We start from the raw sequence: 20,331 nt of genomic DNA, 5'->3' as shown, positions 1-20,331 counted from the left end.
TTTCCGCTGGAAAAGCGGGGTTCTTCTCGCCTATTCGCCTTCATGCTGCAATCGCAAAATACGGCATCACGCTCTTGCTTCGCGGTTTTGAAGGACTAGTGTGGCGCCGCACAAACATTGATGGATTCTTAAGCACCATCAAATAGTCAAAGGCTTCATGTTTACGCTGTTTCATCATCCGTTCTGTCCGCATTCGCGCTTCATCCGCTTGATCGCGGGCGAATACGGGCTCGACCTCAAGCTGGTCGAAGAGCGCAGCTGGGAACGGCGCGAGGCATTCCTGCTGCTCAATGCCGCCGGCACCACGCCGGTCCTGGTGGACGAGGAACAGCCGCCGATACCGGGCGCGGCGATCATCGCCGAATATGTCGACGAGGCCTATGGCGCGGGGATGGGACCCAAGCGCCTGATGCCGGAGACGCTTCCCGAACGCGTCGAGGTGCGCCGGCTGATGGCCTGGTTCAACGAGAAGTTCTTCGAGGAGGTCTCCCACCCGCTCGTCACCGAGCGCATCTACAAGCGCTTCATGAGCGAGGAGAACGGCGGCGGTGCGCCCTCGGCCGACGTGATGCGCGCCGCCAAGGCGAATGTGCGCTATCATCTGGCCTATATCGGCTGGCTGGCGCAGACGCGTAACTTCCTCGCCGGAGACCGGCTCACCTACGCGGATCTCGCCGCCGCGGCGCATCTTTCGGCGATCGACTATCTGGGCGACGTGCCATGGAGCGAGGACGACGCGGCAAAGGCGTGGTACGCGCGGGTGAAATCCCGCCCGTCGTTCCGCCCGCTGCTGAGCGAATGGCTCGCCGGCGTGCCGGCGTCGCGGACCTATGTGGACCTGGATTTCTGAGCTCTGCCGATCTGTCTGAACTGAAGGCGAAGTTGACGACCGAGGCAAAGGCGCTCGGCTTCGACTGCATCGGCGTGACCGAGCCCGGCACGATCGAGACGGCCGGAAAGCATTTCCTCGAGTTCATCGCCTCGGGCGGCCATGGCGACATGGACTGGCTCGCGGCACAGCCGGAGCGCCGCGTCGATCCGCGCGGGCTATGGCAGGACGTGCGCAGCGTCATCATGCTCGGCGTCAATTACGGGCCCGACGCCGATCCCCTCGCGATCCTCGAGCAGCGCACGCGCGCGGCGATCTCGGTCTATGCGCAAGGAGACGACTATCACGATCTGGTCAAGAAGCGCCTGAAGGCGCTGGCGCGCTGGCTGGTCGCGACCGCGCCGTCGGAAGTGAAGGTGTTCGTCGACACCGCCGCCGTCATGGAAAAGCCGCTGGCGCAGGCCGCGCATCTGGGCTGGCAGGGCAAGCACACCAATCTTGTCTCGCGCGAGTTCGGCTCCTGGCTGTTCCTCGGCGCGATCTACACCACGCTCGACTTGCCGCGCGACACAGCCGAGATCGATCATTGCGGCTCGTGCCAGGCCTGTCTCGACATCTGCCCGACCGCGGCGTTTCCCGCGCCCTACAAGCTCGATGCGCGCCGCTGCATCTCGTATCTCACCATCGAGAACAAGGGACCGATCCCGCGCGAATTTCGCAAAGCCATCGGCAACCGCATCTATGGCTGCGACGATTGCCTTGCCGCCTGCCCCTGGAACAAGTTTGCGCAGGCGGGACGCGAGGCCAAGCTCGCCGCGCGCGACGAATTGCGTGCGCCTGGCCTCGCCGAATTGGCGCGGCTCGATGATGCGGCGTTTCGTGCGCTGTTCACGAAGTCGCCGGTCAAGCGCATCGGCCGCGATCGCTTCTTGCGCAACGTGCTGATCGCGATCGGCAACTCGGGAGAAGCGGCACTCGCGGAGGAGGCGCAGCGATTGCTGGGGGATGAGAGCGCATTGGTGCGCGGAGCCGCGGTATGGGCGCTGGCGCAGTTGGTGGCGCGGGATGCGTTTGAGGCGATGAGATCCGTCGCGATGGGCAACGAGCACGACGAAGGCGTGCGTGAGGAGTGGGACCTCGCCACCTAATTCTCGGTGTCATGCCCCGCGAAGGCGGGGGCATCCAGTACGCCGAGGCCTATCGATTGAACCACAACCGTCTCGGAGTACTGGATCGCCCGCCTTCGCGGGCGATGACAGCGGAGAACGAGGAGAACGGGCGCCCTTGATTTCCCCGCGAGTTCCTTCAAGGTCGCGCGTCATGACAGACATTCCTTTCTTCACCCGCGACGGCGATACATTCCATCCGACGGAAGTCGCCAATGGCCCGTGGGATCCGAAATCGCTGCACGGACGCGTCATCGTCGGCCTGCTCGGCTTCGCCATCGAGGAACGCCATTCCGGCCCTGAATTCGTGCCGGCGCGGCTCACCGTCGACATGTTTCGGCTGCCGACGATCGACAAGCCGATCGAAGTGACGACGCGGCTCGTGCGCGACGGCCTGCGCATCCGCGTGGTCGAGGCGGAATTTGTCTCCGGCGGCGTCGGCATGGCGCGCGCCTCCTGCCAGCTGCTGCGCAAGACGCAGAACCCTGATGGCAATGTCTGGTCGCCGCCGAACTGGGACGTGCCGAAACCGGCCGACATTCCAAAGCCGACCGATCCCAGGCTTGGCATGCACGGCAAATGGACGACGCGGCCGATCGTCGGCCATATGGGCTCGCTCGGTCCGCGCCGGCTCTGGATGAGCGAGGTGCGCGAGCTCGTTGCCGGCGTGCCGATGACGCCGTTCGTGCATGTCGCTGTTGGCGCCGATTTCGCCAGCCCCTTTGCGAACGCCGGCGACAAGGGGCTCGGCTACATCAACAGCGACGTGACGATCTATCTGCACCGCCTACCGGTGACGAACTGGATCGGCTTCGACGTGGTGAACCACCAGGCCACCGACGGCGTCGCGATCGGCGAATGCTGGCTCTACGACGAACAGGGCCCGATCGGCACGGCCACCGTCGCCGCGCTGGCACAGCGCAAGCCGATGGCGAATCCGTCGAAGCGGTAGAGATACGAGGTCTCTCGACTTTGTCATTCCGGGATGCGCCGTCAGGCGCAGACCCGGAATCCATCGAGCCGCGGGCCGAGAGGCGAAATGGATTCCGGGCTCGCGCCAAGTGGCGCGCCCCGGAATGACGAGAGGAGAGAGTCGCGCCTACGCCAGATGCCGCTTCATCTCCGGCCGCGCCTTCAGCTCCGCGCCCTGCCTGGCGACGATCTTCGCAATTCTTTCAGGCGCGAACTTCAAATCGACGAACGCCGGCGCGGTGTTAGCGACCTCGTGATAGCTCGCGATCCTGCCGCCCTTCAGCGTCATGATCGCGACACCTTCGAACATCGCACGCGCGCCGTTCGCTTCCGGCAAGGTCGAACGATAGCTGAAAGTGTAGCGCGCATAGAGCGTGGTGCCGTCGGTTACGGGATCATGCATGTCCCAGCGAAAGTCGGTCGCCGTGCGATAGAACCAGTCATCGATCATGGCGGCGATCTTCTCGCGGCCTTCGAACGCGCCGTAGAAGACATCGTGATAGACGCCGTCCTCGGTGAAGAGATCGGCAAACGCGCGGCCGTTGCGCTGTTCCACGGCATCGCAGAAAGCGCGCAGCATGGCGGTGATGGTCATCGGCGCTTCTCCCATTCTCCGTCATGCCCCGCGCAGGCGGGGCATCCAGTACGCCGCGGCTTCTCGGTTCAAGCACATCGGCTGCTGGAATACTGGATTGCCCGCCCCAGTGCGCAATTGCGCACAAGGCGCGCAATGACAGCGACGACGACACATCACCCGATCTCGGCCACCGCGGCAAGAATGCGCGCGATGTCCTGCGGGCGCGAGAGGCGGTGGTCCCCATCCTGGATCAGGGTCAGCACGACGTCGTCGGCCGGCAGACGGTGCGTCAGCGCGAACGCGTGCTGCCAGGGCACATCGGGGTCCTGTGCACCTTGCAGGATGCGGACGGGACAGCCGAGATCGATGGCGCCGCCGAGCACGAGATGGTTGCGGCCCTCCTCGATCAGATTCCGCGTGATCGGATAGGGCGAGCCGTCGCCATACTCGGACGGCCGCAGCCAGACGCCCTTGGTCTCGATCTCCTTCTTCACCGCAGCCGGAAAATTCTTCCACATCAGCTCCTCGGTGAAGTCGGGCGCCGGCGCGATCAGCACGAGGCCGGCGAGCGACGCGCTCTCTTGCTGGTTCTCTTGCCGGTTCTCCTGGCGCTTCCTGATCTCGCGCGCGAGCAGCAGCGCCATCCAGCCGCCCATGGAGGAGCCGATCAGGATCTGCGGGCCGTCGCAGAACCGCTCGAACACCGCGACGCTCTCCTCCAGCCAGCGCCCGATGGTTCCGTCGGCGAAATCGCCGCCCGATTCGCCGTGGCCGGAATAGTCGAACCGGACCGCGGCGCGGCCGTGATCCCCAGCCCAGGCGTCCAGCGCCAGCGCCTTGCTGCCCTGCATGTCCGACTTGAACCCGCCGAGCCAGACGAGGCCGGGGCCCTTTCCGGCGCGGCGGCGCACCGCGATCCTGCGCGCGGACGCGCCCTCGCCCACATCGATGAAATCGAGCACGGTATCGGGAATTGCATCGGTCATGGAACGTTTACTCTGGCTGTGTGGTTTGAGCTGCCTGGGCGTGTTCCGTGGTGCCGCCGGACACCGGCATTGGCCCTTTGGGACGCTTGCGGAACAGAGGCAAGGTGTCTATGTCGGTCAGCGTGCCCGGGGGCGTGTCCAAAATGCCTCGCATTTGAGGGTTTTTCGCTTCGCGTACGCGACTTGCTTGCCGGCAAACGCATCTTCCTTCAAAATAGCCGCTTCTTTCACAACTTTGGAGAACCACCCATTCGCCGTCCTAATAAAGCTCCGCCCGCTGCCAGCAAAGACGGGCCGCGCATCAATGATGATATCCGCAATGCGCAGATCCAGCTGATCGATCAGACCGGTGACAACAAAGGCACGGTCGAGACCGTCGTCGCCATCAAGATGGCCCAGGAAGCTGGCATGGATCTGGTCGAGATTTCGCCGAATACCAGCCCTCCCGTCTGCAAGATCATGGACTACGGGAAGTACAAGTATTCCGCTCAGAAGAAAGCCGCCGAAGCCCGCAAGCGGCAGAAGACCGTCGAGATCAAGGAGATCAAGCTCCGCCCGATGATCGACGATCACGATTACGACGTGAAGATGCGCGCGATGCAGCGGTTCTTCGAAGAGGGCGACAAGGTCAAGATCACGCTGCGCTATCGCGGCCGTGAAATGGCGCACCAGGAGATCGGCACCAAGCTTCTGGACAAGATCAAGACCGACGTCGCCGAGCTCGCCAAGGTCGAGCAGGACGCGCGGTTCGAAGGCCGTCAGGTCGTCATGGTGCTGGCGCCGCGCTGACGCCAGTTATTTGGGATTGAGAGTTAACGGCCCGTCCGGATCTCCGGCGGGCCGTTGGTGTGTCAGCTTCGCGTCGCGTGCCAGGTGCCGCTGCACTGGTCGCCGGAAATGATGCCGCGCCACGAGCCGGCGCCGTTTACGCCGGCAAGCCGGCCGCCGCCGCTGGCATGGGACGCGCCGACGGAGACATAGACCGCCACCATGCCGGAGCGCTTGACCCTGCCCGAGACGCGGCCGCCGCCGGCTGACGAGACGCGGCCGCCGGTCACGGTGAAGGGGACGCTGTAGCCCGAGCTGCAATTGCCACGGGTGGTGGCGAAGGTGACGTTCCAGATGCCGTCATAGCCGCCGGCGCGGGCATCGGCGGTGGACGGCAGCGCAGCGGCGGCGAGCACGGCAAGCAGCGCCAGGCGGCGCGGGCGGGTAAATTGCGGGACAAATTGCGGGATTAATTGCGAGAAATGGGCCATTTTGGTCCTGCTCCAGGCGACACGGCTTGGACATGAGGATAGCAACTCCGGATAGTCGGCGGGCGGGTTTCGGCGGTTCATCGTTGCCAATCGGCTCCCGCTCTGGCATAAGCCCAGCCTTCATCGCCCGGCTGATTAAGGGCTGCCGTGGCGGTGTTTCGTGCGGGTTTCGCGCTTGTTCGTAGAAACCTGAGCACAATCAACGCTCTAACGAGCATTTTTGACGGCCAGCCGCCTTCGCGGGCGGATTTCTGTGGCCATTAGGAGAGCCAAATGCCCAAGCTGAAGACCAAATCGGGCGCTAAAAAGCGCTTCAAGGTGACTGCCACCGGCAAAGTGATGCACGCCCAGCGCGGCAAGCGTCACGGCATGATCAAGCGGACGAAGAAGCAGATCCGTCAGCTTCGCGGCACCCGCGTGCTGTTCAAGACCGACGGCGACAACGTCAAGAAGTACTTCTTGCCGAACGCCTGATCGCGTCCACGATCACTGCCACCTCAGCCGCGCCTTCCGCGGCGATCCGAAAACCAAGTCATCTCTGAAGGATTTTTGTCATGTCTCGCGTCAAACGCGGTGTGACCGCCCACGCCAAGCACAAGAAAGTCTACAAGGCCGCCAAGGGCTTCTACGGCCGCCGCAAGAACACCATCCGCGCCGCCAAGCCGGCCGTGGAGAAGGCCCAGCAGTACGCCTTCCGCGACCGCAAGCGCAAGAAGCGGACGTTCCGCGCGCTCTGGATCCAGCGTCTCAACGCCGCTGTGCGTCCGTTCGGCCTGACCTACAGCCGATTTATCGACGGTCTCGCCAAGTCGGGCATCACCGTGGACCGCAAGGTGCTGTCGGATCTCGCGATCAACGAGCCCGCGTCGTTCCAGGCGATCGCCGAGAAGGCCAAGGCCGCGCTCGCGGCCTGAGGTCTCTCGCGCGCGGGCCTAACGATTCCTGACTAGCGGTTCTTGGGGCCCGCAGCCTGCAGCGCGCGTTGCGAGTAACGCTGGGCGACCTCCGCCCGGCAGAATGCTGCGAACGACAGATACATGGTGCCGGATTTATTCCGGTACTTTCGGTCGCAGACGCGCATCTCGCGTTGATAGGCCTGTTTCTGCGCAGCGTTGAGGCCGGGTATGAAGTCCGCCTCGCATTTCTTCTCGACGGCGGCGCCGAGCTGGACATCGCCGCTCGCGGTCAACTGGCAATCCTGAAACACCTTCATCGCGCTTTCGCAGCCCTTCTGGGCGTTGATGGTGTCGACGACCTCGTCCAGCGTCATGGACTTCTCCATGCAGACCATGGCGCGTGCCGGGGTGCCGGCGACCGATAGAACGACGGCCAGAATGGCCAGGCAGGACCTTGAGAGCATCACGAAGTCTCCTCGTATCCCCCTTGGTGCCAGCGCCCCGCGCGAGGTTCAACCCAGCCGTTCTTCAGCCCGAAATAACCGGCTTTTCGCTTGACGTTACGGCCTTCCGGCGGCGACAACCCAGCCGAATTTAGCAGCAAGGATTTGACTGTGTCCGACCTCGCAACGCTCGAAACATCCATCCTCGATCAGGTCGCCGCCGCCGGCGACGAAGCCGCCCTCGAAGCGGTACGCGTCGCAGCCCTCGGCAAGAAGGGTTCGATTTCCGCGCTGCTTGCCACGCTCGGCAAGATGTCGCCGGACGACCGCAAGACGCAGGGCGCCGCGATCAACCAGGCCAAGGACAAGGTCACCGAGGCGCTCGCAGCAAGGCGCGACGTCTTGAAGTCGGCGGCGCTCGATGCGCGGCTCGCGTCCGAAACCATCGACGTGACGCTGCCGCTGCGCGAGGCGCCGACTGATGCCGGCCGCATCCATCCGCTGAGCCAGGTCTGGGACGAGCTGACGACGATCTTCGCCGACATGGGATTCTCAGTCGCCGAAGGTCCTGACATCGAGACCGATGACTACAACTTCACCAAGCTGAACTTCCCGGAAGGCCATCCCGCGCGCGAGATGCACGACACCTTTTTCTTCCATCCGAAGGAGGACGGCTCGCGCATGCTGCTGCGGACCCACACCTCGCCGGTGCAGGTGCGCACGATGCTGAGCCAGAAGCCGCCGATCCGCGTGATCTGCCCGGGCCGCACCTACCGCATCGATTCGGATGCGACCCACACGCCGCAATTCCACCAGGTCGAGGGGCTCGTCATCGACAAGCACTCGCATCTCGGCCACCTCAAATGGATCCTGCACGAGTTCTGCAAGGCGTTCTTCGAGGTCGACCACATCAACATGCGCTTTCGGCCGTCGTTCTTCCCGTTCACCGAGCCGTCGCTGGAAGTCGACATCCAGTGCCGCCGCGACAAGGGCGAGATCCGCTTCGGCGAGGGCGAGGACTGGCTGGAGATTCTCGGCTGCGGCATGGTGCACCCGAACGTGCTGCGCGCCTGCGGCATCGATCCCGACGAATACCAGGGCTTCGCCTGGGGCATGGGCATCGACCGCATCGCCATGCTGAAATACGGCATCGCCGATTTGCGCCAGCTGTTCGACAGCGACGTCCGCTGGCTGTCCCATTACGGCTTCAAGCCGCTCGAAGTGCCGACTCTCGCGGGAGGGCTGAGCTCGTGAAATTCACCCTCTCCTGGCTGAAGGATCATCTCGAGACCGACGAGCCGCTGGACAGGCTCGCCGAGAAGCTCACCATGATCGGGCTCGAGGTCGAGAACATCGAGGACAAGGCGAAGGCGCTGAAGCCTTTCACCATCGCGAGGGTGATCTCGGCCGAGCAGCATCCGAATGCGGATCGCCTGCGCGTCTGCATGGTGGACACCGGCGACGGTGGCGCGCCGGTGCAGGTCGTGTGCGGCGCGCCGAATGCGCGCGCGGGTCTCGTCAGCGTGTTCTCGGCCCCTGGCACCTACATTCCGGGCAAGGACATCACGCTCGGCGTCGGCACCATCCGCGGCGTCGAGAGCCGCGGCATGCTGTGCTCGGCGGCCGAGCTCCAGATCTCGAATGACCATGACGGCATCATGGAATTGCCGGCGGACGCGCCGATCGGCGCTGCTTACGCCGAATGGGCCGCGCTCGGCGATCCCGTCGTCGAGATCAATTTGACGCCGAACCGGCAGGACTGCACCGGCGTGCACGGCATCGCGCGCGACCTCGCCGCCGCCGACATGGGCAAGTTCAAGGACCCGACCATCAAGCCGGTCAAGGGCGAATTCCCTTGTCCCGTGAAGGTCACGGTCGAGGACGCCACGCTCTGTCCGGGCTTCGCGCTTCGCCTCGTGCGCGGCGTCAAGAATGGCCCGTCGCCGGAATGGCTGCAGAAGCGGCTGACCGCGATCGGACTGCGTCCGATCAACGCGCTGGTCGACATCACCAACTTCATGACCTACGACCGCGCGCGCCCGCTGCACGTGTTCGACGCCAGGAAGGTGAAGGGCAATCTCGTGGTGCGACGCGCCCGCGACGGCGAGACGCTGCTCGCGCTCGACGGCCGCACCTACAATCTCGATCCCGCGACCTGCGTGATCGCCGATGAGCATGGCGTCGAATCGCTCGCCGGCATCATGGGCGGCGAGGCTTCCGGCTGCGACGAGAACACCACCGACGTGCTGATCGAATCGGCGCTGTGGAACGAGATCAATATCGCGCAGACCGGCCGCAAGCTCGGCATCAACTCGGATGCGCGCTACCGCTTCGAGCGCGGCGTCGATCCGGCGTTCATGGTGCCAGGGCTGGAGCTCGCCACGAAACTCGTGATGGAGATGTGCGGCGGCGCGCCGTCCGAGAACGTCGTCGTCGGCAAGGCCTTCGGCGATGACCGCGTGATCGATTTCCCGGTGACCGAGGTCAAGCGCCTGTCCGGCATCGAGGTGCCGCAGCCGGAGATGAAGCGCATCCTGACCCATCTCGGCTTCATGATGGCGGGCCCGGGTCCCGTGGTGAAGGTCGCGGTGCCCTCGTGGCGCACCGATGTGCACGGCAAGGCCGACATCGTCGAGGAGATTGTCCGCATCTACGGCGTCGACAAGGTGCCGATGACGCCGTTCGAGCGCGGCGAGGATGCGCGCAAATCCGTGCTGACCCCGCTCCAGCTCCGCACCCGCCGCGCGCGGCGCGCGCTCGCGAGCCGTGGCATCATCGAGGCGGTGACGTGGTCGTTCATCACGAAGTCTGCGGCAAAACTGTTCGGCGGCGGCCAGCGCGAACTCGAAGTCGCCAACCCGATCGCATCTGATCTCTCCGACATGCGCCCGACTCTGCTGGCGGGCCTGATCGCGGCGGCGCAGGCCAATGTCGATCGCGGCTTCGGCGATGTCGCGCTGTTCGAGGTCGGCCAGGTGTTCAAGGGCGATCGCCCGCAGGATCAGTTCATGGCGGCGAGCGGCGTGCGCCGCGGCTTTGCCTCGTCCGAGGGTCTCGGACGGCACTGGTCGGGCTCGGTGCAGGCTGACCTGTTCGACGCCAAGGCCGATGCGCTGGCGGTGCTGGCCGCTGCCGGCGCGCCGATGCAGGCGCTCCAGATCGTCGCCGGCGGTCCCGGCTGGCTGCATCCGGGGCGTTCCGGCACGATCCAGATCGGCCCGCAGAACGTCCTCGGTTATTTCGGCGAGATGCATCCGCGCGCGCTGGAAGCGCTCGGCGCCGACGGTCCGCTGATGGTGTTCGAGGTCATCCTCGACCGCGTCCCCGAGGCCAAGAAGAGGCCGACCCGCGCCAAGCCCTTGATCGAGCTGTCGGCCTTCCAGCCGGTGTCGCGCGACTTCGCCTTCATCGTCGACCGCACCGTGAAGGCCGGCGACATCGTGCGCGCCGCGCAAGGCGTCGACAAGAAGCTGATCACCGGCGTCAACGTGTTCGACGTCTACGAGGGCAAGGGCATCGATGACGGCAAGAAGTCGATCGCGATCGCGGTGACGATCCAGCCGCGCGAGAAGACCCTGACCGACCAGGAGATCGAGGCCGTCGCCGCGAAGGTCGTGGCGGAGGTGACGAAGAAGACCGGCGGCACGCTGAGAGCATGATGCCGAAAAGTGTGAAGCGGTTTTCGGACAACATCATGCTCCAGAAATAAAGCATGAGTCTCACGGACTTCCTCCCGAAGGACGTCAGCCTCACCATTGCGATGGCGCTCTGCGCCGTCGCTTTCGTCTCGGGTACCGCGCGCGGCTTCTCCGGCTTCGGCTCGGCGCTGATCTTCATGCCGCTGGCGAGCAGCTTCGCGGCGCCGCGGCTCGTTGCCGCCCTGCTGCTCGTGATCGATTTCGTCGCAGCGCTGCCGCTGCTGCCCGACGCGTGGCGCAAGGCCGACCGCAAGGCCACGGCCGTGATCGTGCTCGGCGCGCTGATCGGCGTGCCCATAGGCACCTATTTTCTCAGCGTGCTCGAGCCCGTCACCACGCGCTGGATCATCTCCAGCTTCGTCGCCGCGCTATTGCTGCTGCTGCTGTCGGGCTGGCGTTATCGCGGCGAGGACCACGCCTGGCTCTCGGTCGGCATCGGCGGCCTCTCAGGCTTCTGCAGCGGGCTGGCGCAGACCGGCGGGCCGCCGATCGTCGGCTACTGGCTCGGCCGCCCGATCCCGTCGATCGTCGCGCGCGCCAACATCCTGTTGTTCTTCGGCGCGTCGGACTTCTTCTCGATGGTCAGTTACGCGACGACAGGCCTGATCAGCCGCGAATCGCTAATGCTCTCGCTCATCGTCGGTCCGGTCTACGCCATCGGCGTCGCATTCGGCGCCTCGCTGTTCGGCCGCGCCAGCGAAAAAGTATTTCGCGGCATCTGCTATGCGCTGATCGCGATGGCGGTGATTTTTGGGCTGCCGGCGCTGGATGGGGTTTTGCGCTAACTCCCCAATGTCGTCCTGGCGAAAGCCAGGACCCATTGCCCCGGTCAACGCTTGTAGTGCGAGCGGGTCACTCCGAGTCTTCGCCAAACTACTTCTTGGGGTAATGGGTCCTGGATCTGCGCTCCGCTTCGCTGCGCTTGTCCAGGACGACAGCTGGATCAATTCCCCTACTGGCGCGGCGCCCGCCGCTTCTTCGTCGATTGCGTCGGCACATCGGCCGGCTCGTCCTTGAGCGCGCCGATTTTGCGCAGCGCTGCGTCCGCGGCGCGCTCGCCGCTTTCCCAGGCGCCGTCGACGGTGCCCCACAGCGTCTCGTGGGTGGCTTCGCCGGCGAGGAACAGGTTGCCGATCGGCTCGGTCAGGATCTTTCGCGAGAGCTGACCGCCGGGCGAGGACGCCGACATCGCGCCCATTACGAAGGGCGAGGCATTCCAGCGCGTCGCGCTGGTCTTCTGCACGATGGCCGCGGCCTCGCTGCCGAACAGCTTTGCGATCCATTCCTTCGCGAAGGCCGCCATCGCCTTCTCGCCCTGCTCCGACAGATCGCGGCCGAACGAGCCGCCGACGTCGATCGAGCACAGCGAGGAGCCGCCGATATTGGCGAACATCAGCGCGGTGCGCGTCGAATTGCTCTGCTCGATGAGGATGTCGTCGCGCGCAAGACCAAGCGGATTGCCCGGCAGCTGCAACACGATGTGGTCGTAGCTGCCGAGGCTGAGCTTTGACGCCGCGTCCAACGTGCGCTTGGGAATATCGGGGGCGAACTTGATCGCGCCCGCGGTCAGCACGTTGGTCGAGACCGTGACGATGGCGGCACGCGCGGCGATCTTGCCTCCCTGCGTCTCCACACTGACGTCGCGATTGCTCCAGCTGATGCGGCTCGCCGGCGTCGACAGCGCGACCGGCGCCTGCTCGCCCAGCTTCGTGATGAGCGTACCCAGGCCCTGACGGCAGGCGATCGCGGCATTGCGATCCTGCGCGCGCGCCTTGTCAATCGCAGAAAGCTCCTTAAGGTCCTTGCCGGCAAAGCTCGCGCCCAGCATGAACTCGGCCGCGCCCGCCCAGTCGCCGAGATCCTTCGGCAGCACGGAGGCGCAGGAGGTATCGAGCTTGCCACGCGCGGCCTCGTCGATGGCGCGGTTGGCGCGCACCAGCGCCGCCAGGAATTCCTCGGTCTCGCCGGCGCGCGCGTTGCGGCGGCCGATGCGCATCTTCTGACCCGATGGCGCCGGCAGCACGTCGAGGCCCGCGCTGCGCGCCAGCCGGATCATCGGGTTGGTCTCGGGATTGTGCATCCAGCGCGCACCGCGATCGAACGGCACGTCGAAGGTCGTCGTATCGGTGATGCAGCGGCCGCCGACCTGCGATGCCGCCTCGACCACCACGACCTTGCGATTGGCCGCCATGATGCGCCGCGCTGCGGCAATTCCGGCGGCCCCCGCGCCGATTACGACGATGTCGGCCTCGCGCGGCAGGGGTGCGGCGGTTGCGCGCAGGACCGGCATCGCGGCAAAGGCCGCCGACGCCGAAAGGAAACCGCGGCGCGTGATTGTCATGTCATGGTTTCCGGAGACTTGCGGCAAACGGGAACAGCCAGCGAACCTTGCCGTATCTCATGTTGCACGGCAACCATCATGGTGAATCAATCGTGCTTGATCTCACAGAGTGATGAACCGAATTGCAACACGTTTCGACCATGATAGAGAAGGGAAAAAAGGCGGCCGGAAAAGGCCGCGGAGGAGCTCGACATGGGGACGGTCCTAGATTCAGTCGGCAAGCTGATTGCCGCGTACCTCTCGAAGGAGGTGCCGGGCTATGAGCCGTTCACGCCGAGCGACCCCGAGCACCTGCGCGGCGTCATCGAGCCCGGCGACGTGCTGCTGGTCGAGGGCAACAACCGCATCTCCGGCATCATCAAATACCTGACGCAGTCGACCTGGTCGCATGCCGCGCTCTATGTCGGCCCGATCGAGGGTGCGGAAGAGCCCAACGGCGAGCCGCATGTGCTGATCGAGGCCAATATCGGCGAAGGCGTCACCTCGGCGCCGCTGTCGAAATACTTCCCCTATCACACCCGGGTCTGCCGCCCGGTCGGGCTGTCCCATGAGGACCGCACCACAGTCTGTCGCTATGCGATCAACCGCATCGGCTTCGGCTACGACACCAAGAACATCGTCGACCTGATGCGCTTCCTGTTTCCGCTGCCGATACCGCAGCGCTGGCGGCGCCGCATGATCGCGATCGGCTCGGGCGATCCGACCAAGATCATCTGCTCGGCGCTGATCGCGCAGGCGTTCGACGCCGTGCGCTATCCGATCCTGCCCAAGATCACCAAGGCCGGCAGCCGCGCCGCCCGCCGCGAGATCCTGCACATCCGCGATTCCTCGCTCTACATGCCCCGCGACTTCGACATCTCGCCCTATTTCGAAGTCGTCAAACCCACCATCGTGCACGGGTTCGACTACACCACCCTGCACTGGGCCGACAAGCAGAAGCCGCTCGAGGAGGTAGCGGGCACATTCAGTGTGTTTCCAGAAACGATCAGTGCGCCGCCGCTCGTTCCTGAAGCGGCTGACGAAGAGGCGCCGGATGAGATTCCGGCTGAGCAAGTAAGCGCGCAGCCCGCGGAGATGGTCGAATGTGCCGCCGCCGCGGCGCATGTCTCGCTGCTGAAGAAGCTGGCGATGTACCGCCCGCGGCGCCGCAGACGGGCGCGCGAGATCGCGGCTTAACTCCGCCGTCGTCCCGGCGAAGCCCGGGACCCATTACCCCAGGGAGAAGTTTGGCGACGACTCGTCGTTCGGTACCGCTGCCGACCGCGATCGATAGATTCCGCGGTGTGGGTCCTGGCTTTCGCCAGGACGACGTTGGGGAGATACCGTGCCCCTCACAATGACGGGCGAATACGAAACTACCTTTCCGCCCGTCCGATCACCGCCATCAGCTCCGCGATCTTGGCGCGCTGGTCGGCCTTGTCGCCGCTCGTGATGGCGTGCTCGACGCAATGGGCGACGTGGTCCTTCAGGACCTCCTCCTCGACCCGGCGCAGCGCGGCGCGCACCGCCGAGATCTGCGTCACGATGTCGATGCAGTAGCGGTCTTCCTCTACCATTTTCGACAGGCCGCGAACCTGGCCCTCGATCCGGCCGAGACGTTTTCCGACAGATGTCTTGATGTCCTTGCGCATGCCGTCTATATACCCCTACCGGGTATGGGTTGCAAGACCTACATCAAGACCTGACACTAAGACCTGGCACAAAGCCGGAGCATGGAAATGAGCGACGCCGAGCACAAGCATCATCACGACGCGGACGGTCACACCGGATGCGGCTGTTCGAGCAAGGCGGCGACGCCGCCGAACGACAAGCCTGCGGCAGCCTCATGCTGCGGCGGACACGGCGATCATGCCGGCCACGCCCATCATCACGCCCATGACCATGGCGACGCAGCGACGAAAGTCCTCGACCCCGTCTGCGGCATGACGGTCGACCCCGCGACCTCGAAGCACCGGTTCGACCATCACGGCGAGACCTTCCATTTCTGCTCGGCCGGATGCCGCACCAAGTTCGCCGCCGATCCCGCAAAATACCTCGCCAAGGAGAAGGCGAGCGAGCCGGAGATGCCGGCGGGCACGATCTACACGTGCCCGATGCACCCGCAGATCCGCCAGGTCGGACCCGGCAGCTGCCCGATCTGCGGCATGGCGCTGGAGCCGGAGGTTGCAAGCCTGGAGACCGGCCCCAATCCCGAGCTTGCCGACATGACGCGGCGGTTCTGGATCGGCGGCGTGCTGGCGCTGCCGGCCGTGGTGCTGGAGATGGGCGGCCATCTCGCAGGCCCGCACAACTGGATCGACCAGACACTCTCGAACTGGATCCAGCTCGTCTTCGCCACGCCCGTGGTACTGTGGGCCGGCTGGCCGTTCTTCGTCCGCGGCTGGCAGTCGCTGGTCACCCGCAACCTCAACATGTTCACGCTGATCGCGATGGGCACGGGCGTCGCTTACATCTACAGCGTCCTCGGCACTGTCGTGCCGCAGATCTTCCCGGACACCTTCCGCAGCCATGGCGGCGCGGTGGCCATCTATTTCGAGGCGGCTGCCGTCATCACCGTGCTGGTGCTGCTCGGCCAGGTGCTGGAGCTGCGCGCCCGCGATGCGACGTCGGGCGCGATCAAGGCGCTGTTGCAGCTCGCCCCGAAGACCGCGCGCCGCGTCGAGGCTGACGGCAGCGAGCACGAGGTCGAGATCGATACGCTCCATGCCGGCGAGCATTTGCGCGTTCGCCCTGGCGAGAAGGTGCCGGTCGACGGCGTCATCCTGGAGGGGCGTTCCTCGCTCGACGAGTCGCTCGTGACGGGCGAATCCATGCCGGTCACCAAGGAAACCGGTGCAAAAGTCATCGCCGGCACGCTCAACCAGTCCGGCAGCTTCATCATGCGCGCCGACAAGGTCGGGCGGGAGACGCTGCTGTCGCAGATCGTGCAGATGGTCGCCGATGCGCAGCGCTCGCGCGCGCCGATCCAGCGGCTGGCCGATCAGGTCGCCGGCTGGTTCGTGCCCGCCGTCATCGTCGTCGCCCTCGCCGCCTTCGCGGCCTGGGCCTGGTTCGGGCCGGAGCCGCGGCTGGCCTTCGGGCTGGTCGCCGCCGTCAGCGTGCTGATCATCGCCTGCCCCTGTGCGCTGGGGCTAGCGACCCCGATGTCGATCATGGTCGGCGTCGGCCGCGGCGCGCAGGCGGGCGTCCTGATCAAGAACGCGGAATCGCTGGAGCGGATGGAGAGGATCGACACGCTGGTGGTCGACAAGACCGGCACGCTGACCGAGGGCAAGCCCAAGGTCGTCGCGATCGTGCCGGCTTCCGGCTTTGCCGACGACGAGATTCTCCGCTGGGCGGCCAGCGTCGAGCGCGCCAGCGAACATCCGCTGGCCGACGCCATCGTGCGCGCGGCCAAGGAGAAGCAGCTCACACTCGGCCAGGTCGAGGCGTTCGATTCGCCGACAGGCAAGGGCGCGACCGGCAAGGTCGACGGCAAGACCATCGTGCTCGGCAACGCACGATACCTGTCGTCGATCGGGATCGACACCAAGGCCCTCGACACCGAGGCCGAACGGCTGCGCGGCGATGGCGCGACGGTCATCAACATGGCCGTCGACGGCCGGCTCGCCGGCCTGTTTGCGATCGCCGATCCGGTCAAGGCCTCGACGCCGGAGGCGCTGAAGGCCCTCGCCGCCGAGGGCATCAAGGTGATCATGCTGACCGGTGACAACCGCACCACGGCGCAAGCGGTGGCGCGCCGACTCGGCATCGCCGAGGTCGAGGCCGAGGTGCTGCCGGACCAGAAGAGCGCGGTGGTGACAAAGCTGCAAAAGGCCGGCCGCAGCGTCGCGATGGCCGGCGACGGCGTCAACGACGCCCCGGCATTGGCGGCCGCCGAAGTCGGCATCGCCATGGGCACCGGCACCGATGTGGCAATGGAGAGCGCCGGCGTGACCCTGCTCAAAGGCGATCTCACCGGCATCGTGCGAGCGCGAAAACTGTCTCAGGCGACGATGAGCAACATCCGCCAGAACCTGTTCTTCGCCTTCATCTACAACGCCGCCGGCATTCCGATCGCGGCCGGCATCCTCTATCCGAACTTCGGCGTCCTGCTGTCGCCGATCATCGCCGCGGCGGCGATGGCGCTGTCCTCGGTGAGCGTGGTCGGGAATGCGCTGCGGCTTCGTGCGACCCGGCTGTGAGGGCGTACTCCCTCTCCCGTTCTTACGGGGCCGCGACGAGCTTCGCTCGCGCTGAGAGGGTTGGGGTGAGGGGCTGCCACCACGTAGCCGGTAAGAGACGGACTCGCGAAGAGTCCCCCTCACCCGGAATTCAAGCTAGGCTTGAATTCCGACCTCTCCCCGCAAGCGGGGCGAGGTAAGAGGAGCGATACGCGCGGAGAGGGCCTGATGCAGCGAATTACGATCACGATCGAGGACGATCTACTGGCGGAGATCGATGCCGCGGCGGCGGCGCGCGGCTACCAGAACCGCTCCGAGATCATCCGCGACCTCGCGCGGGCCGGCCTGCAACAGACCTCAGAGGACACGGCGCAGACCGGCCCCTGCGTCGCCGGTCTCGTCTATGTCTACGACCACGCCGCCCGCGATCTCTCGAAGCGCCTGGTGCAGGAATTCCACGGCCACCACGACCTCGCGCTGGCGACGCTGCACGTCCATCTCGACGACAACAATTGCATGGAGATGACGGCACTGCGCGGCGCGGCCGACGAGGTCAGGCATTTCGCCGATCACATCATCGCCGAACGCGGCGTGCGCTATGGGCGCGTGGTGATGATCCCGACGGGCGAAGGCAAGCCGGCGAAGGCGCGGAAGCACGGGCATCGGCATGAGTAAGTCCGTCGCATAGACGGTGCGTCTCCCTCTCCCCTTGTGGGAGAGGGTGGCTCGCCGCGAAGCGGCGAGACGGGTGAGGGGTATGTCTCAGCGACTACTCCTCTTCGAGCTCGCGGAGACAAACCCCTCATCCGGCGCTTCGCGCCACCTTCTCCCACAAGGGGAGAAGGAAAAAAAGCTCACGCCGCTTTCGCCGCCGTCCCGCACGGCAGGCCCGCCCGCGCGACGCCGCCATACAGCGTTTCGTTCGGCATCTCGTCGCGCAAGATCCTGCGCACACCGACCAGCTTCTCCAGGTCGATCCCCGTCGCAAATCCCTTGCTCTCGCACAGGAACACGAGATCCTCGAACACGACATTGCCGGTCGCGCCGGGCGCGAAGGGGCAGCCGCCGAGGCCGCCGAGCGATCCGTCGAGAATGCGCACGCCCTCGTCCAGTGCAGCCGCGGCGTTGGCGATGCCCATGCCGCGGGTGTCGTGGAGGTGGATGCAGATCGGCTTTTGTCCTGCGAGCTTGACCGCGGCGCGCGACAGTTCGGCGACCTGCTTCGGGCCCGCGTAGCCGACGGTGTCGGCGATCGCGACGAAATCGACGCCGGCCTCGAGGCATTTGTCGACCAGCCGCAAGACCTCGGCCGGATCGACCGCGCCGGTGATCGAGCAGCCCAGCGCCATCGAGATCGCGGCATTCACGAGCGGCTTGTGGGAGCTGGCATCGCGCATCTCGCAGAGCCGCCTGACATTGGCGATCGCGGAGTCGCGCGAGCGATGGGCGTTGGCCTGGCTGTGCTCTTCCGTGGCCGAGACCACCGACGCGATTTCGCCAACGCCGGATTCGAGGGCTTCATTGACGCCGCGCTCGTTGAGCGCAAGCGCGATTCCATGAGCGCCCGGCAGGTTCGCGACCGCCCCGATGACATCGCGCACGTCGACGAATTGCGGGAAGGTCTTGGCCGGCAGGAACGAGCCGACCTCGAAGTGCCGCACGCCGGCGGCATATTCCTCGCGTACCCAGCGCTGCTTGGCCTCGGTTGACGGAAATTTCTTCACGAGCTGGAGCCCGTCGCGCAGGCCCACCTCGCGCAGGCTGACGCGATCTGAGGGGTAAATCGTCTCGATCCGGCTCATGCACGCCTCCCAGCGGCTTTTGACGCGATGTCATCCTTGTCGATCTCGGCACGAACCGCCGATGTGTCGGCGCCGAGCGGTGCGACCTTCAGGCCTTCACCGAGATGGCTGCCGTTCCACTCGACCGGCAGAGCCGGCACATGGAACGGCTTGCCGTCGGCCGTGAAATTGCTGACGAGCCCGCCCGGGCGCAGCACATGGGGATCGGTGAGGAGATCCTCGGGCCGGTTGATCGGCGAAAAGCAGATGTTGAGCGCGTCGAGCTTTTGCGACAGCTCTGCCACCTTCCGCTGCCGGATGATTTCGGCGACGCGCGGAAGGATCCGCGGCCGCGCCAGGATACGGTCGGTCGTGGTGCGCAAGGCGGGATCGTCGAGAAACTCGGTCAGTCCGAATTCGCGACAAAAACTCTGCCAGTGCCCCTCGGTCACGACGCCGATGAAAATGCGCTCGCCGTCCGCGGCATCGAAAATGTCGTAGATCGGCCAGGCGTGCTCGCGCTCGGGCATCGAGCGCGGCTTGTTGCCGGTCATCTCGTATTCGACCATGTGCTGGGCGACCAGAAACAGGCAATTCTCGAACAGGCCGATGCGAATGTCGGCGCCGTCGCGCTTGCCTCCGCGCTTCTGATAGAGCGCGGCGAGAATCGCGATCACGCCGAACATGCCGCCCATGATGTCGTTGGCGGAGGAGCCGACGCGCTGCGGCTTCTCCTTGGTGCCGGTCATGGCCGCGAGCCCCGACATCATCTGCACGACCTCGTCGAGCGCGGGGCGGTGCTCGTAGGGGCCGGACAGAAAGCCCTTGTGGCCGGCGATGATCAGATGCGGATGCCGGCGGCGCAATTCCTCGGCACCTAACCCCTGCTTCTCCAGCTGGCCATCGCGAAAGTTTTCCAGGAACACATCGGCCGTCGCGAGCAGACGGTGCATGCTGTCGCGATCCCCAGGCTTCTCGAAATCCAGCACGACGCTGCGCTTGCCGCGATTGAACAGCGGGAAGAACGCCGTTCCCATGCCGCCAAGGCTCCGCGTCTTGTCGCCGGACGGCGGCTCGACCTTGATCACCTCGGCACCGAGCTGCGCGAGGATCATGCCGCAGGTCGGGCCCATGACCATGTGGGTCATCTCGACGACCCGCACGCCTTCGAGCGGCAATCCGGCCTCAGTCATGCGTCACTCCCTGTTCGTCCAACCGGG

20 protein-coding genes are annotated in these 20,331 nt (G+C 65.5%); 12 read left to right on the top strand and 8 right to left on the bottom strand.

Features of this window, described 5'->3' with window-relative positions:
• Positions 1-157: 157 nt before the first annotated feature.
• From EI171_RS06085 to EI171_RS06075, 3 genes are all read left to right on the top strand, one after another.
• Positions 158-850 carry a glutathione S-transferase family protein gene (locus EI171_RS06085; protein ID WP_011083540.1) on the top strand — a complete coding sequence of 231 codons (693 nt, stop codon included), beginning with the start codon at positions 158-160 and terminating at the stop codon, positions 848-850.
• Positions 799-1,977 carry a tRNA epoxyqueuosine(34) reductase QueG gene (gene queG, locus EI171_RS06080; protein WP_161532837.1) on the top strand — a complete coding sequence of 393 codons (1,179 nt, stop codon included), beginning with the start codon at positions 799-801 and terminating at the stop codon, positions 1,975-1,977. The genes EI171_RS06085 and queG overlap by 52 nt, the downstream gene beginning before the upstream one ends.
• A 172-nt stretch (positions 1,978-2,149) precedes the next feature.
• Positions 2,150-2,947, top strand: a complete 798-nt coding sequence (locus tag EI171_RS06075) for an acyl-CoA thioesterase domain-containing protein (RefSeq protein ID WP_161532836.1) — start codon at positions 2,150-2,152, stop codon at positions 2,945-2,947.
• Between the two features lie 147 nt (positions 2,948-3,094).
• On the opposite strand, the gene EI171_RS06070 is transcribed toward EI171_RS06075, so the two are convergent.
• Positions 3,095-3,562 carry a nuclear transport factor 2 family protein gene (locus EI171_RS06070; protein WP_161532835.1) on the bottom strand — a complete coding sequence of 156 codons (468 nt, stop codon included), beginning with the start codon at positions 3,560-3,562 and terminating at the stop codon, positions 3,095-3,097.
• A 155-nt stretch (positions 3,563-3,717) separates the two neighbouring features.
• A complete protein-coding gene (locus EI171_RS06065) occupies positions 3,718-4,530 on the bottom strand; it encodes a carboxylesterase (protein ID WP_011083536.1) in 813 nt (270 codons plus the stop codon).
• Positions 4,531-4,779: 249 nt separating this feature from the next.
• Here EI171_RS06065 and infC point away from each other — a divergent pair, with 249 nt between their 5' ends.
• The gene (infC, locus tag EI171_RS06060) at positions 4,780-5,319 is read left to right on the top strand and encodes a translation initiation factor IF-3 (RefSeq protein ID WP_011083535.1); all 540 of its coding nucleotides are present in this window, start codon (positions 4,780-4,782) and stop codon (positions 5,317-5,319) included.
• A 62-nt stretch (positions 5,320-5,381) separates the two neighbouring features.
• Here infC and EI171_RS06055 read toward each other — a convergent pair whose 3' ends face one another.
• Positions 5,382-5,789, bottom strand: a complete 408-nt coding sequence (locus EI171_RS06055) for a hypothetical protein (protein WP_028172475.1) — start codon at positions 5,787-5,789, stop codon at positions 5,382-5,384.
• Between the two features lie 273 nt (positions 5,790-6,062).
• Between EI171_RS06055 and rpmI the strand changes: the two genes are divergently transcribed.
• Both rpmI and rplT read left to right on the top strand, forming a co-directional pair.
• Positions 6,063-6,263: a 50S ribosomal protein L35 gene (gene rpmI, locus EI171_RS06050; RefSeq protein ID WP_008539890.1), complete on the top strand. Its 201-nt coding sequence runs from the start codon at positions 6,063-6,065 to the stop codon at positions 6,261-6,263.
• Positions 6,264-6,343: 80 nt separating this feature from the next.
• Entirely contained in the window at positions 6,344-6,703 is a 360-nt protein-coding gene (gene rplT, locus EI171_RS06045) for a 50S ribosomal protein L20 (protein ID WP_011083533.1), read from the top strand.
• A 32-nt stretch (positions 6,704-6,735) separates the two neighbouring features.
• Here rplT and EI171_RS06040 read toward each other — a convergent pair whose 3' ends face one another.
• Positions 6,736-7,149: a hypothetical protein gene (locus EI171_RS06040; protein WP_161532834.1), complete on the bottom strand. Its 414-nt coding sequence runs from the start codon at positions 7,147-7,149 to the stop codon at positions 6,736-6,738.
• Between the two features lie 150 nt (positions 7,150-7,299).
• Here EI171_RS06040 and pheS point away from each other — a divergent pair, with 150 nt between their 5' ends.
• Genes pheS through EI171_RS06025 form a run of 3 tightly spaced genes read left to right on the top strand, consistent with a single transcriptional unit; the run spans position 7,300 to position 11,611 of the window.
• Positions 7,300-8,382, top strand: coding sequence for a phenylalanine--tRNA ligase subunit alpha (gene pheS, locus EI171_RS06035; protein WP_011083532.1), 1,083 nt, complete (start codon positions 7,300-7,302; stop codon positions 8,380-8,382).
• Entirely contained in the window at positions 8,379-10,787 is a 2,409-nt protein-coding gene (gene pheT / locus EI171_RS06030; protein ID WP_161532833.1) for a phenylalanine--tRNA ligase subunit beta, read from the top strand. The genes pheS and pheT overlap by 4 nt, the downstream gene beginning before the upstream one ends.
• 53 nt (positions 10,788-10,840) lie before the next feature.
• A complete protein-coding gene (locus tag EI171_RS06025) occupies positions 10,841-11,611 on the top strand; it encodes a sulfite exporter TauE/SafE family protein (protein ID WP_161532832.1) in 771 nt (256 codons plus the stop codon).
• A gap of 167 nt (positions 11,612-11,778) precedes the next feature.
• On the opposite strand, the gene EI171_RS06020 is transcribed toward EI171_RS06025, so the two are convergent.
• Entirely contained in the window at positions 11,779-13,167 is a 1,389-nt protein-coding gene (locus EI171_RS06020) for an NAD(P)/FAD-dependent oxidoreductase (protein ID WP_161532831.1), read from the bottom strand.
• A 192-nt stretch (positions 13,168-13,359) separates the two neighbouring features.
• On the opposite strand from EI171_RS06020, the gene EI171_RS06015 reads away from it, so the two are divergent.
• A complete protein-coding gene (locus EI171_RS06015; protein WP_161532830.1) occupies positions 13,360-14,343 on the top strand; it encodes a YiiX/YebB-like N1pC/P60 family cysteine hydrolase in 984 nt (327 codons plus the stop codon).
• 179 nt (positions 14,344-14,522) lie between these two features.
• Here the strand turns inward: EI171_RS06015 and EI171_RS06010 are convergent, their stop codons facing one another.
• Complete coding sequence (locus EI171_RS06010; protein ID WP_011083527.1) at positions 14,523-14,798, bottom strand: metal-sensitive transcriptional regulator; 276 nt, start codon at positions 14,796-14,798, stop codon at positions 14,523-14,525.
• 87 nt (positions 14,799-14,885) lie between these two features.
• Between EI171_RS06010 and EI171_RS06005 the strand changes: the two genes are divergently transcribed.
• Together EI171_RS06005 and nikR are read left to right on the top strand one after the other, a co-directional pair.
• On the top strand, positions 14,886-17,351 hold the full coding sequence (locus EI171_RS06005) for a heavy metal translocating P-type ATPase (RefSeq protein WP_161532829.1): 2,466 nt from the start codon (positions 14,886-14,888) through the stop codon (positions 17,349-17,351).
• Between the two features lie 207 nt (positions 17,352-17,558).
• Positions 17,559-18,005 carry a nickel-responsive transcriptional regulator NikR gene (nikR, locus tag EI171_RS06000; RefSeq protein WP_011083525.1) on the top strand — a complete coding sequence of 149 codons (447 nt, stop codon included), beginning with the start codon at positions 17,559-17,561 and terminating at the stop codon, positions 18,003-18,005.
• 179 nt (positions 18,006-18,184) lie between these two features.
• Here the strand turns inward: nikR and EI171_RS05995 are convergent, their stop codons facing one another.
• Together EI171_RS05995 and EI171_RS05990 are read right to left on the bottom strand one after the other, a co-directional pair.
• Positions 18,185-19,132, bottom strand: coding sequence for a hydroxymethylglutaryl-CoA lyase (locus EI171_RS05995; protein ID WP_161532828.1), 948 nt, complete (start codon positions 19,130-19,132; stop codon positions 18,185-18,187).
• Positions 19,129-20,304, bottom strand: a complete 1,176-nt coding sequence (locus EI171_RS05990) for a CoA transferase (protein ID WP_161532827.1) — start codon at positions 20,302-20,304, stop codon at positions 19,129-19,131. The genes EI171_RS05995 and EI171_RS05990 overlap by 4 nt, the downstream gene beginning before the upstream one ends.
• Between the last annotated feature and the right edge of the window lie 27 nt (positions 20,305-20,331).

Origin of the sequence: Bradyrhizobium sp. LCT2 (genome assembly GCF_009931255.1) — a bacterium.
In the GTDB taxonomy this organism is placed as follows: domain Bacteria; phylum Pseudomonadota; class Alphaproteobacteria; order Rhizobiales; family Xanthobacteraceae; genus Bradyrhizobium; species Bradyrhizobium diazoefficiens.
Note: the sequence above shows the minus strand (reverse complement) of the source record. Positions and strands in the feature narration are given on the sequence as shown.

Bases quoted from the DNA above. Each gene is read 5' to 3' on its own strand.
- EI171_RS06005 (WP_161532829.1), top strand. From the start codon at position 14,886: ATGAGCGACGCCGAGCACAAGCATCATCACGACGCGGACGGTCACACC.
- rpmI (WP_008539890.1), top strand. From the start codon at position 6,063: ATGCCCAAGCTGAAGACCAAATCGGGCGCTAAAAAGCGCTTCAAGGTG.
- EI171_RS06015 (WP_161532830.1), top strand. From the start codon at position 13,360: ATGGGGACGGTCCTAGATTCAGTCGGCAAGCTGATTGCCGCGTACCTC.
- EI171_RS06075 (WP_161532836.1), top strand. From the start codon at position 2,150: ATGACAGACATTCCTTTCTTCACCCGCGACGGCGATACATTCCATCCG.
- EI171_RS06070 (WP_161532835.1), bottom strand. From the start codon at position 3,562: ATGACCATCACCGCCATGCTGCGCGCTTTCTGCGATGCCGTGGAACAG.
- EI171_RS06025 (WP_161532832.1), top strand. From the start codon at position 10,841: ATGAGTCTCACGGACTTCCTCCCGAAGGACGTCAGCCTCACCATTGCG.
- EI171_RS05990 (WP_161532827.1), bottom strand. From the start codon at position 20,304: ATGACTGAGGCCGGATTGCCGCTCGAAGGCGTGCGGGTCGTCGAGATG.
- EI171_RS06010 (WP_011083527.1), bottom strand. From the start codon at position 14,798: ATGCGCAAGGACATCAAGACATCTGTCGGAAAACGTCTCGGCCGGATC.
- queG (WP_161532837.1), top strand. From the start codon at position 799: ATGGCTCGCCGGCGTGCCGGCGTCGCGGACCTATGTGGACCTGGATTT.
- rplT (WP_011083533.1), top strand. From the start codon at position 6,344: ATGTCTCGCGTCAAACGCGGTGTGACCGCCCACGCCAAGCACAAGAAA.
- EI171_RS06055 (WP_028172475.1), bottom strand. From the start codon at position 5,789: ATGGCCCATTTCTCGCAATTAATCCCGCAATTTGTCCCGCAATTTACC.
- EI171_RS06065 (WP_011083536.1), bottom strand. From the start codon at position 4,530: ATGACCGATGCAATTCCCGATACCGTGCTCGATTTCATCGATGTGGGC.
- nikR (WP_011083525.1), top strand. From the start codon at position 17,559: ATGCAGCGAATTACGATCACGATCGAGGACGATCTACTGGCGGAGATC.
- EI171_RS06085 (WP_011083540.1), top strand. From the start codon at position 158: ATGTTTACGCTGTTTCATCATCCGTTCTGTCCGCATTCGCGCTTCATC.
- EI171_RS06040 (WP_161532834.1), bottom strand. From the start codon at position 7,149: ATGCTCTCAAGGTCCTGCCTGGCCATTCTGGCCGTCGTTCTATCGGTC.
- EI171_RS06020 (WP_161532831.1), bottom strand. From the start codon at position 13,167: ATGACAATCACGCGCCGCGGTTTCCTTTCGGCGTCGGCGGCCTTTGCC.
- EI171_RS05995 (WP_161532828.1), bottom strand. From the start codon at position 19,132: ATGAGCCGGATCGAGACGATTTACCCCTCAGATCGCGTCAGCCTGCGC.